Raw genomic sequence first — 8772 nt, 5'->3', positions numbered from 1 at the left:
CTTGGTGGACCTGTGGACAAGCCCAAGGCGACCTGTCCTCCAGCATCCACTATCAGCGGCTATTGTGCATGTTGGTTTCCATACGAAACGACGAGGATCCCATGCTTGGCATGCGCTGTTCCGCAGAGGAATTTTCTGCCATATCGCGAGTTACCTTATCGCGAGCTATGGAGCACCAATGGCTTCTATTTTCGTACCCAGTAGATCCCCACTTGGCCCGGTGGTCTTGACCGCAAACCAATACGGTGGTGGCCCTTGTCGCCTCGGCAGACGAAACTCCACGCAAACAGCGAATCCCATCATTGCTGGCACATTGTGGGTCTACGCCATTGGAACTGAGGGAAACCCATTCCTGTCCTTCCAGTTGCAGCATTCTTTTGAATTGCGCATTGATTTTAATGACTCGGTCAATCAGGTCATTTCCGGGAAAATCAGCAACCAAAATTCCTACGTATTGGGGATTGCTCTTTGTCAGCCATGTCGCCGTCAGTTCATTTAGGCCAGAAAAGAAGATCGAACATATCCATCCGGGCCCCCACGTGCATGAACCACGCGGAAAATCAGGCCATTTGTCCCAATTAATTCCCGTCGCGGTTTCGGTTGCCCCAGTCAGGAGATGACTGGCGCTTGTATTGGCATACGTGCGACCGCCGGCAACAAAATATGGAAACGACCCTACGGAGCCACTCAGATAGCCGATATTTAGATCCGAAGACGGTGTTTGAGAATTCGTGGTCACCAGATACTTTTTTACATCTTCCCATTTATCGTAAAGAGACCAGTTTGAATCCAGCTTGTAAGAATCATGAATTCTGGCCTGACGATACGGCAGACCGTACTTGAATGTCCCTGTTGGTCCGATAATTTCTTTTTCAGCCAAAGACCCATTGGTAGAAATTGCTGAGACATTACCAAACGGGAAATCGGAAAGAATTATAATTTTTCCTCTGACAGAGCGTAGTGTTGGGTTTGACTCCCCTTCACTATTATTCCAAAATAAGCTTTCGCCATATTTTTTAATATATCCGTGCAAGGTTTCTCCGAAATATCGAGTGTTTCCGGATGCATAATTGATGGATGCATTTCTGTCGCCATCATCCTCGTTTCTGAACCGAGTCATGATGAATTCTTCTGGATGTTTGCTCAGAAATTCTTTGAGTTTCGACAATACACCATCCATATCGGCGCCCAAATCGCTGACGCCATGATGCAGCTGAAACTTGTTATTTCGGTGCTTCACGCGTATATCAAAAAATCTGACACCTGCTTTCATCTGTTCCGTGAGCGGCATTGTTTGCGTGCGCACAACATCTTGAAGAACCGAGCCTGAAAACGCACTCATTACACACAATAGCAAAGAAGCTCCGACAGTAACGGGGGCCAATGCTGCGCCCCTCGCACACCCTGCAGGCGGGCCGACAATGGTCGAAGTAAAGGCTATGGAACCCCCAGTAATTGCAGCAGAATCATGTGTTCCAACCAACGAAAGGCGATTGATGCGAGTGTTTCCATCAAGGGCCTTCATGAAAGAGGAATTATCTGCGGAAGCCGTGATGTTCGTAGAAAACGCACCGGTATGTTGCCAAGCATCTGCCTGATAGCTTGCATGCACCTTTGATCCAGAAATGACGAGCCCAGCCGCCATCGCCAAAAGGAATTTGTTATTTCTCTGATTCATGATGATTAAGATGGTTTGTTGAAAGTATTTGACGAACCGTTTTTTAATGACGAATGGTAGTGGTTTTTTGAGGTAACTTAGTTTTGAATATCATGCATATTCCCGAATCACCGTCACCTGAAGGTCCTCCTTGTTCTTCTTGGTGGCTGCTGCGTGGCACATCGGATGACGACGCGAACGCGTACCAGACACCCCGGCCAGCCCATTTCGCTATACACAAGTTCCCTGAGCCTGAAGCTCGCGACAGAACCTGACGTACGGATGCTTGCCTGCGTTTGCCGCGGCGCCAAGTCGTAGGCATCCTTGCTCTGCTCGAGCACGCTTTCGAGTGATCTTAGGGCATGTAGGCATAGCCGGCCTGTAGCAGCAGCAAAGTGGTTAGCACCCGGCTCAGGCCATTTCGTTATACACAAGTCCGCTTTCAATCGATGTCGCTGGCAGTGAAGTGTCGTAAGTGTTTGATTTGTATAGGGTCGATATGAACCACTCACACGGTGGTCAGCACCTGTAAGTTGTTGATTTATATAGGTTTTATGACTTATGTATAACGGAATTCCCTCAAAGGTGGCGTCGGCCTTGATCCAGGTGAAGCAATTGCCAATACGGTCCTTGTGTTCAGAGTCGCTCAGGGCATGGGCGTCAGAGCAATCGAGCAAAGTGTTTGTGACGTTGGACTCGGTGAGCTTCCTCTTGGCAGTGTGGTAGGCAGCAGGATTGGCCGAGGCGGTGAACACCAAGTGGGCCTTGTTGATGATGTTGCTTTTTTCAGCGATTGACTGACCGGTCCACTTGAGGTTGTCCCATTCCGTCTTGCCGACGGCAATCAGATATTTTCCGGACAGGGAGTGCCTGTCGAGGGCTTCAAGGATCTTGTCCAAGCTCACGCACAGGTTGTTGAAGCCCTCTTCGAGGGGTGGAGCATAGTCGGCCTTTTTTTCGAGCGGCGCCTTGTCAATGATCATTTGACCGAGTTCAGTCAAACTGTCTCGGGTGATGACCCCTTTCCACCTGCCTTTGAAATCCGTGATGTCTGGAATCAAGTTGTAGCAGGGGGCCAACGAGCCGAGGAATTGCTGCTGAATCAGTTTTGGGTCCAATTCGTCAAAGATGATGTGGAGGTTGATGCGATTCCAGTCGGACTGTGAATGGGTTCCGTCCCTGTCCTTTTTGACCACTCCGGCGAATTTGTCCAGACGCAGTTCGATCACTGGCAAAATGAGGTCGATGTTTGTGAGCCGACCTTGCTTCAACTTGGCCTGGCGAACCCGCTCATAGCCGTCGATGAAGATGTAGTCGTTGATTCCAATGACTTTGAATTCAGACGGCAGGGCTTCGAGGTCGCACAGGAACTTCTCCCATGCCTCGTCGGGCGTGCCCGGGTAGTGGTGAATGATCGATGACGGTGTGTGAACATGCAAATCCCACTTTTTCCAAGTCGATCCGGCTGGATCAGCATTGGTCATTGAAATTCTTTCATTCGTGGCCATGTTTTTACCCAGTGCGGGTGTCTTGCCTTCAAGGCGGATGGATCATCATAGCGACGAGCCGGTGATATCCACCTCGCTTCCTGATGCATATGCGACTTTTCCATCATCCCTGAGTTGGGGGAATCCTGAGATGTCCACCTTGTTCGATCTTCCCCAGAGCGAGCGCGAGCGACCTGCTGCGCTCTTGGAGATTTCACTGGAAAGCTTTGGTGCGCTGACATCGAGACGCAGTTCGGCATCAAGACGCATTCGAGCGCACAGGATATTCAGTCGGTGGCTGTTTAAATGAGGCGACAACTATCTTGACACGCGCCGCTGCTCAGGCGTCCATTGCCTGCAGTGCGCGGATGGGCGGCTGCGGGAGCTTGCGGGCCTGCGCAAGATCGTAGTTCGCCTGCATGGCGAGCCACGCGCGGGCGGTGCTGACGCCAGCCATTTCGAGGCGCAGGGCCAGGGTGGGGCTGATCGCGGCGTGGGCGTTGAGCACGCGCGACAGGGCGACGCGGGACATGCCCAGCCGGTCGGCGGCTTCCTGGACGGACAAGCCCAACGCGGAGATCACGTCCTCGCGCAGCATTTCGCCGGGGTGCGGGGGTTGTGCATCATGGCTCTTGTGCGGGGGGATCTGGCAGGCCGTTCAGGCTTGCGGCCCCCGCCGTCCCAACCCTTCCGCGATAAAGGCCAGCACCAAGGTGTTGAGAGAAACGCCCTCGGACTTTGCGCGGGTCGTCAGATGCGCATGCGTGGTTTTGGGCACACGGGTAACAAATTTTCCAGAGGCTACCCCGCCACTGGAAGGCAAAGGGACAGGACGCTCGAAAAACTCAAGCGCCTCGATCATCCCTTCCAGCGCCTCACGCCCGTTGGCAATGGCCTCTTCCACGGTCTCGCCATCGGAAATGCATTCGGAAAAATCCGGGTAGGAAATCAGGAACCCGCCCCCTTCTTCGGGCGTCAGCGGGCGAATCTCAAAGGGATATTCGTCGAGGTTCCTCATATATCAATCTCCTTTTACGAAGGCCAAGAACTTTTTCACATAGATCGGCTTGATCGGGCGCTGCGCCGGGACCGAGAGCGTCTTGCCATCCGTGCGCACGAAGCAGCAGTGGCTCGTACCCTCCTGACGCCAGGCAATGCCGTGTTGCCGCGCCACGGTTTGGAACTGCCCGATGCGCCAATCGAGCGGGTTGCGACGCATGGATTCGATCAGTTTGGCGGCCGTGTTCATGGGACGCATAGTATCGCCTGCAACATCACCCGTGAGCAAGCCCCTGGCTTTCGTTTTTGCGTTTTCGCCCTCTGGTGCTGGCAAAAAAGCCGGAGCTCAACAAGGTCGCGACCGCACGATCCATCTCGAAGACCGCCAAGCATCAATCGATGCGCGCCAGAAAGTCCACCCCGTCGGGCCGCCCGGCCAGGTTCAGCGTTGCCAGCGGCGCGGGGCTGGAGGCGATTCTTTTGCCGCGCCGGTATACGGCCAGGCGCGCCGCGCGCAGGCGCATGGCCTTCTGCCGGGCTGCGCGCGTGCAGCAGCACGAAGTCGGCGTGGCAGCCGGGCGCCAGGCCATAGTCTTGCAGGCCCAGCAGCCGGGCGGGGTTTTGCGTCACGGCGTCGAAGCATGCGCGCATGGCGGCCTGGCTGGTCATCTGGCCCACGTGCAGGCCCATGTGCGCGGCTTCGAGCATGTCCGCGCTGCCGCCGGCGTACCAGGGGTCGAGCGCGCAGTCGTGGCCAAAGGCAACGGTCAGGCCCGCGGCCATGAGTTCGGGAACGCGCGTCATTCCGCGGCGCTTGGGGTAGCCGTCGTGGCGGCCTTGCAGCGTGATGTTGATGAGCGGATTCGCCACCACGCCGAGCTGCGCCTCGGCCATCAGCGGGATGAGTTGCTCACGTAGTAGTCGTCCATGCTGTGCATGGAGGTCAGGTGCGATCCCGTCACGCGGCCCTGCAGGCCCAGGCGCCGGGTCTCGTAGGCCAGGGTCTCCACGTGGCGCGACTGCGGGTCGTCGCTCTCGTCGCAGTGCATGTCCACGCGCTTTGCGCGGTCGGCCGCGAGCTCGCACAGGAGCTTCACGCTCTCGCTGCCCTGCGCGCCAGTGCGTTCAAAGTGGGGGATGCCGCCGACCACGTCCACGCCCATGTCCAGCGCGCGCCGCAGGTTCGCAAGGCCGTCGGGTGCGCGCAGCACGCCGTCCTGCGGGAAGGCCACCAGCTGCAAATCCAGATACGGCGCGACGCGCTGTTTCACCTCCAGCAGGGCGTGCACCGGCAGCAGGTCGGGGTGGCTGGTGTCCACGTGCGAGCGGATCGCCAGCAGCCCGCGCGCCACGGCCCAGTCGCAATATTGCAGCGCGCGCTGCACCAGGGCCTCGTGCGTGAGCCGGGGTCTGAGCTCGCCCCACAGCGCAATGCCTTCGAGCAGCGTGCCGCTTTGGTTGACCCGCGGCTGGCCGTAGCTGAGCACGGAATCGAGGTGGAAATGCGCGTCCACGAACGGCGGGCTGAGCAGCATTCCGGCCGCGTCCAGCGTCTCGTGCGCGGGGGCCTGGAGCCCTGCGCTGAGCTCGACGATGCGGCCGTCCTGCACGGCGATGGAGACGTCGGTGCGCCCGTCGGGCAGGGTGGCGTGGGTGACGAGGAGGTCGAGCATGGTCCGTGGCGGGGCAGGGGAGGGGGCGAGGGGCGCGCGCGGCGCAGTCAGCGCTCGCCCCGGCGATAGGGCTGCATCAGCGCCTGCGGATACGCCGCCTTGCGCGCCACCAGCACCAGCGCCAGGATGGACAGCAGGTAGGGCAGCATCAGATACAGCTGGTACGGCAGCCAGGCGTCGCCGGCCTGCTGCAGGCGCAGTTGCAGCGCGTCGAAAAAGGCGAAGAGCAGGGCGCCCAGCAGCGCCTTGCCCGGTCGCCACGAGGCAAACACCACGAGCGCCACGCAGATCCAGCCGCGCCCGTTGACCATATTGAAAAAGAACGCATTGAACGCCGACAGGGTGAGGAACGAACCGGCCACGCCCATCAGCGCCGAACCGGCGACGACGGCCGCGGTGCGCGTGGCCGCCACCGGGATTCCCTGGCCCTCGGCCGCCTGCGGGTTCTCGCCCACCATGCGCAGGGCCAGGCCCAGCGGTGTGCGCATCAGCAGCCAGGCGAGCAGCGGCACCAGCAGCAGCGCGAATAGCGTGAGCGGCGTCTGCGCCGAGAGAATCGGCAGGCCCTGCATGGGCGCAAAGGGTTCGATGGTCGGCGGCGTGCTCACCCGGGGAAAGTGCACGCGGTAGCCGTAGTAGCTCAGCGCCGTGGCGAGCAGCGTGATGCCAAGGCCCGAGACATGCTGCGACAACGCCAGCCCCACGGTCAGCCCGGCGTGCAGCAGCCCGAACACCGCGCCGCTGAGCGCCGCCACGAGCACCCCCGACCACAGGCCATGGCCGGCGTGCACCGTGAGCCAACCGGTAAAGGCGCCCGCCACCATGATGCCTTCTATGCCCAGGTGCAGCACCCCGGCGCGCTCGCACAGCAGCACGCCCAAGGTGCCCAGGATCAGCGGCGTGGCCATGCGCAGCGTGGCGATCCAGAACGCGGGGTTGGCCAGGATGTCGGGCAGATCGGTCATGCGGGTTCAATGAAGGTCATCGGGGAGCATGGCCTGGCGCGGAAGTTGATCCGTGCTGACGAGCCGGACCACGTCGATGAACCTGTCCTCCTGCACGTACCAGAACCACAGCCGGGTCTTGCCGACCCGGCTCCACTGAAGCTGCGGGATACCGAGAAGCTGGCCGATCCGGTGCGAGCCGGTGTCTGGCGCCTCGGCAATGGATTCAAGGCATTGCTGCATCTCATCGACCAGCATGTTCGCCGAGGCTGCGCCTGCCCTTTCCCGGCGGTAGAGCACCTGCACCATCATGTCGTCCATGGCACAGGGACGGCGGTGGACAGGCTTCATGCACTGCGGGTGGGTCGGGAGCGGGCGGCGGCGCGCAGTGCGTCCCAATCCGCGGCCGCCATCGGAGCCGCAGCACCGCTGTCGACGCCGGCCTGGTAGAGCGCACGCAGTTGTCCCGTGGCTTCGTCGTCACGCCGGATCAGCTCCCGAACGTATTCGCTGGCGTTGCCGTAGAGGCCGGATCGAAGGCGCTGGTCAACGATTTCGCGCAGCGCATGGGTCAAGGAAACGTTCATGGTCGGGGTCTTTGGGGGGGTGTGGGAGCGGGTGCATGCGCGAATTCTCCGAAATTGGCAAAGCTTGTCAACCAGCCAGAGCCAGTGCGGGCGCTCCGGGGTGTTTCATTGCCGCACCACACGGTACTGCGTGAGCTGCGTGGCCACCAGCACCGCGAGCAGCGCCGTGGCGACGATCACGTCGGCCAGGTAGGTGGGAACGCCCACGGCGCGGCTCATGCTGTCGGCGCCGACCAGAACGCCCGCGACGAAGATTGCCGCAGCGACCACGCCCAGCGGGTGCAGGCCCGCGAGCATGGCGATCACGATTCCGCCGTAGCCGTAGCCGGGCGACATGTCCAGCGTCACATAGCCGGTGCGGCCCGCCACCTCGATGGCGCCCGCCAGCCCCGCCAAACCGCCCGAGAGCAGCGCGACCAGCACCACGGTGCGCGTGACGGGCACTCCGGCAAAGGCCGCAGCGCGCGCATTCGCGCCCACTGCGCGGATGTCGAACCCCGGCAGCGTGCGCCGCAGCAGCGCCCACAGCACGAGCGCCAGCGCCAAGGCCCCCAGCAGCCCCGTATGCAGGCGCGTGCGGGGCACGAGCCGGGCGAGTTCCAGATCGCGGAGCAGCGCCACGCTCTGCGGCCAGCCCATGGCGAGCGGGTCCTTCATGGGCCCGTCGAGCAAGGCCGACACCAGCAGCAATACGATGAAGTTGAGCAGCAGCGTGGTCACCACCTCGTCCACCCCCAGGCGCGCCCTGAGCAGCGCCGGGCCCAGCAGCAGCAAGGCGCCCGCGCCCGCGGACGCGAGCAGCAGCGCGGGAAAGAGCAGCCCGGGCGGCCAATCCAGCCCCACTCCACCATGCATTCCGCCGACGGCCACGGCGGCCAGCGCGCCGGCGTAGAGCTGCCCCTCGGCACCGATGTTGAACAGCCGCGCGCGAAAGGCCAGCGCCGCCGCGAGCCCCGTCAGGATGAGCGGCGTGGCGCGCGTGAGCGTCTCGGTGAGCGCAAACACCGAACCCAGCGCGCCGTGCAGCAGCAGCGCATAGGTCGGCCCCAGCGGCGCCCCGGCCCAGAGCACCAGCAGGCTGCTGACGAGCAGTGTGAACAGCACGGCGCCCACCGGCGCGGCGATGCAGGCCACGGCGGAGGGATGCTGGCGTTTTTCGAGCCGCATGGAGGAGCCTGCTTTCCGTTACCGCATCACTCGGCAATGCCCGCCATCGCCAGCCCGATCGCCTCCCGCGTCCAGTCCCGCGCGCGCCGCGCCGGGCTCAGCTGCCCGCCGTGCATCACCGCCACGCGGTCGCCCAGGGCCAGCACCTCGTCGAGGTCGTCCGAGATCAGCAACACGGCCGCGCCGCCGTCGCGCGCGGCGATGAGCTGCCGCTGCACGAAGCCCACAGCGCCGACGTCCAGGCCCCAACTGGGCTGG

The 8772-nt window shown here is 61.3% G+C and carries 10 protein-coding genes and 2 pseudogenes; all 12 read right to left on the bottom strand.

Annotated elements, in window-relative coordinates:
- Positions 1 to 52 precede the first annotated feature (52 nt).
- On the bottom strand, positions 53 to 1678 hold the full coding sequence (locus VTU_RS33295) for a phosphatidylinositol-specific phospholipase C domain-containing protein (RefSeq protein ID WP_138928030.1): 1626 nt from the start codon (positions 1676 to 1678) through the stop codon (positions 53 to 55).
- 113 nt (positions 1679 to 1791) lie between these two features.
- The gene (locus VTU_RS35295; RefSeq protein ID WP_236610861.1) at positions 1792 to 3165 is read right to left on the bottom strand and encodes a hypothetical protein; all 1374 of its coding nucleotides are present in this window, start codon (positions 3163 to 3165) and stop codon (positions 1792 to 1794) included.
- Positions 3166 to 3210: 45 nt separating this feature from the next.
- Positions 3211 to 3414 carry a hypothetical protein gene (locus VTU_RS33285; protein ID WP_138928029.1) on the bottom strand — a complete coding sequence of 68 codons (204 nt, stop codon included), beginning with the start codon at positions 3412 to 3414 and terminating at the stop codon, positions 3211 to 3213.
- A 70-nt stretch (positions 3415 to 3484) separates the two neighbouring features.
- Positions 3485 to 3790 carry a HigA family addiction module antitoxin gene (locus tag VTU_RS0123775; protein WP_201766180.1) on the bottom strand — a complete coding sequence of 102 codons (306 nt, stop codon included), beginning with the start codon at positions 3788 to 3790 and terminating at the stop codon, positions 3485 to 3487.
- Between the two features lie 12 nt (positions 3791 to 3802).
- On the bottom strand, positions 3803 to 4162 hold the full coding sequence (locus tag VTU_RS0123770; protein WP_010110075.1) for a type II toxin-antitoxin system HicB family antitoxin: 360 nt from the start codon (positions 4160 to 4162) through the stop codon (positions 3803 to 3805).
- A 3-nt stretch (positions 4163 to 4165) separates the two neighbouring features.
- Positions 4166 to 4393: a hypothetical protein gene (locus VTU_RS0123765; protein ID WP_010110074.1), complete on the bottom strand. Its 228-nt coding sequence runs from the start codon at positions 4391 to 4393 to the stop codon at positions 4166 to 4168.
- A 142-nt stretch (positions 4394 to 4535) separates the two neighbouring features.
- A pseudogene (locus VTU_RS30155) lies at positions 4536 to 5816 on the bottom strand (amidohydrolase family protein).
- 47 nt (positions 5817 to 5863) lie between these two features.
- Entirely contained in the window at positions 5864 to 6781 is a 918-nt protein-coding gene (locus tag VTU_RS0123755; protein ID WP_010110073.1) for an ABC transporter permease, read from the bottom strand.
- Between the two features lie 6 nt (positions 6782 to 6787).
- Positions 6788 to 7111 (bottom strand): type II toxin-antitoxin system RelE/ParE family toxin, encoded by a 324-nt coding sequence (locus VTU_RS30150; RefSeq protein ID WP_138928028.1) that lies wholly within the window; start codon positions 7109 to 7111, stop codon positions 6788 to 6790.
- Positions 7108 to 7347 carry a type II toxin-antitoxin system ParD family antitoxin gene (locus VTU_RS0123745; protein WP_010110071.1) on the bottom strand — a complete coding sequence of 80 codons (240 nt, stop codon included), beginning with the start codon at positions 7345 to 7347 and terminating at the stop codon, positions 7108 to 7110. The genes VTU_RS30150 and VTU_RS0123745 overlap by 4 nt, the downstream gene beginning before the upstream one ends.
- Positions 7348 to 7452: 105 nt before the next feature.
- Positions 7453 to 8514, bottom strand: a complete 1062-nt coding sequence (locus VTU_RS0123740; RefSeq protein WP_010110070.1) for an ABC transporter permease — start codon at positions 8512 to 8514, stop codon at positions 7453 to 7455.
- Positions 8515 to 8540: 26 nt separating this feature from the next.
- A pseudogene (locus VTU_RS30145) lies at positions 8541 to 8772 on the bottom strand (ABC transporter ATP-binding protein); the annotation flags it as partial.

It is taken from the genome of Verminephrobacter aporrectodeae subsp. tuberculatae At4 (assembly GCF_000193225.1).
GTDB lineage: Bacteria > Pseudomonadota > Gammaproteobacteria > Burkholderiales > Burkholderiaceae_C > Acidovorax > Acidovorax aporrectodeae.
This window is presented reverse-complemented; position numbering and strand designations above follow the sequence as displayed.

Bases quoted from the DNA above. Each gene is read 5' to 3' on its own strand.
- VTU_RS0123745 (WP_010110071.1), bottom strand. From the start codon at position 7,347: ATGAACGTTTCCTTGACCCATGCGCTGCGCGAAATCGTTGACCAGCGC.
- VTU_RS0123740 (WP_010110070.1), bottom strand. From the start codon at position 8,514: ATGCGGCTCGAAAAACGCCAGCATCCCTCCGCCGTGGCCTGCATCGCC.
- VTU_RS33295 (WP_138928030.1), bottom strand. From the start codon at position 1,678: ATGAATCAGAGAAATAACAAATTCCTTTTGGCGATGGCGGCTGGGCTC.
- VTU_RS0123770 (WP_010110075.1), bottom strand. From the start codon at position 4,162: ATGAGGAACCTCGACGAATATCCCTTTGAGATTCGCCCGCTGACGCCC.
- VTU_RS0123755 (WP_010110073.1), bottom strand. From the start codon at position 6,781: ATGACCGATCTGCCCGACATCCTGGCCAACCCCGCGTTCTGGATCGCC.
- VTU_RS30150 (WP_138928028.1), bottom strand. From the start codon at position 7,111: ATGAAGCCTGTCCACCGCCGTCCCTGTGCCATGGACGACATGATGGTG.
- VTU_RS33285 (WP_138928029.1), bottom strand. From the start codon at position 3,414: ATGCGTCTTGATGCCGAACTGCGTCTCGATGTCAGCGCACCAAAGCTT.
- VTU_RS0123765 (WP_010110074.1), bottom strand. From the start codon at position 4,393: ATGAACACGGCCGCCAAACTGATCGAATCCATGCGTCGCAACCCGCTC.
- VTU_RS35295 (WP_236610861.1), bottom strand. From the start codon at position 3,165: ATGGCCACGAATGAAAGAATTTCAATGACCAATGCTGATCCAGCCGGA.